Below are 1,516 nucleotides of genomic sequence, written 5' to 3' on the forward strand. Positions count from 1 at the left end.
TTGGTGCCGGAGCAAGTGATGAATTTACTTATAACTATCGTTTAGGCGGGCAGACTTGTTTAGCGGGTGACGTCATGGGCGATTACAGTTTTCAAGAGCCCTTAAGCATTGGCCAAAGACTGATGTTTGACGACATGACACATTACACCATGGTCAAAACCAATACCTTTAATGGCATTGGTTTACCGGCTATCGCGATCTGGAATTCAGAAACTGATACGCTTCGAATAGTCAAAGAGTTCGGCTATGACGACTTCAAAAACCGTTTATCATAAGGGGCATAGAGCATGGATTTAGACACAAACGAATTTGACCAACTCGCAGCGCCTGGCTATCCCATTTTTTTAGGTTCAGAGTTTAAACACCCTAAACCTGAAGACGCCTTTTTTCATATTTTGCCCATACCCTATGAGGAGTCTGTTTCTTACGGCGGCGGCACAGGCTTAGGTCCAGCGGCTATTTTAGAAGCTTCCTGGCAGCTTGAAACTTGGGACGGTACAAGTAATCCTAGTACGAAAGGTATTTATACTCACCCTCCTGTCGACATGGCAGGAAGTGCAGAGCAAGTCATTGCAAACATCGCACTTGCCACAACAAATATAATTGAGCGCGGTGGTTTCCCTATTGGCTTAGGCGGCGAACATACGGTGACCTATGGCATTATTAAAGGGCTTCTGGATGCTGGCATAGATGACTTTGGTGTGGTGCAAATCGATGCCCATGCCGACTTGCGCGAAGCGTACGAAGGCAACCCGTATAGCCACGCCTCCGTAATGAAACGCATCGTTGATTTGGGTGTCCCTTTATTTCAGCTGGGTATTCGCGCGTACTGCGAAGAAGAAATGCGGACTCGCAAAGCACACGGTGTACGTCATATCGATGCGGACATTTTAGTGCCCCAAAATATCCAAAAAATAGATTTGCCTGATAACTTCCCGAGCAAAGTGTTCTTTACGCTAGACATTGATGGCATGGACCCTTCCGTATTTCCCTCAACAGGCACGCCCGTGCCAGGTGGGCTTGGCTGGTATCAAACATTGTCCTTATTTGAGTCAGTCGCAAAACAATGCGAAATCATCGGTTTCGATATTACCGAGTTCGCACCAATCAAAGGCTTTCATGCTTACGAATTTTCGGCAGCACTCCTGACATATAAAATGATGGGCATTATTGAAAGGCTTCAATCTAGGTAATTTACCCACCGGTAAGATTCATTTCTCATTATTGTGGCTCTCTTTAAGTCTGAATTGGCATTACTCTAACTGACCAAATAAATGTCCATCTCACAGAGTGTTTGTTCTTTGTGGGTAAGGTTATATGAGTTCCTTAAGATAGGTTGATTATGAGAATTAGAAAAAAAGCCGCGCTAACTGTTTTGGGTCTGCTGATATGTGTTGTCAGTGTAAGCTTCTTGTATGTAAAGCGCCTTGCTAAAGGTGACCTGCCAAAGTGGGACCCTGAAGGCTATTTAACAGTCGATGCCAATGGCATGAAATTCTCGGTAAATGTTCGTGGC

Annotated in this window: 1 protein-coding gene and 1 pseudogene; both read left to right on the top strand. The window is 44.9% G+C overall.

Annotated elements, in window-relative coordinates; all coding sequences use genetic code 11:
- Positions 1 to 275: pseudogene (locus tag A3735_RS24895) on the top strand (carboxynorspermidine decarboxylase); the annotation flags it as partial.
- Positions 276 to 287: 12 nt separating this feature from the next.
- Positions 288 to 1,193 (top strand): agmatinase, encoded by a 906-nt coding sequence (speB, locus tag A3735_RS24900; protein ID WP_068509222.1) that lies wholly within the window; start codon positions 288 to 290, stop codon positions 1,191 to 1,193.
- Positions 1,194 to 1,516: the final 323 nt, after the last annotated feature.

It is taken from the genome of Oleiphilus sp. HI0061 (assembly GCF_001635675.1).

Excerpts from the sequence above, each read along its gene's own strand:
- speB (WP_068509222.1), top strand. The coding sequence starts at position 288 with ATGGATTTAGACACAAACGAATTTGACCAACTCGCAGCGCCTGGCTAT.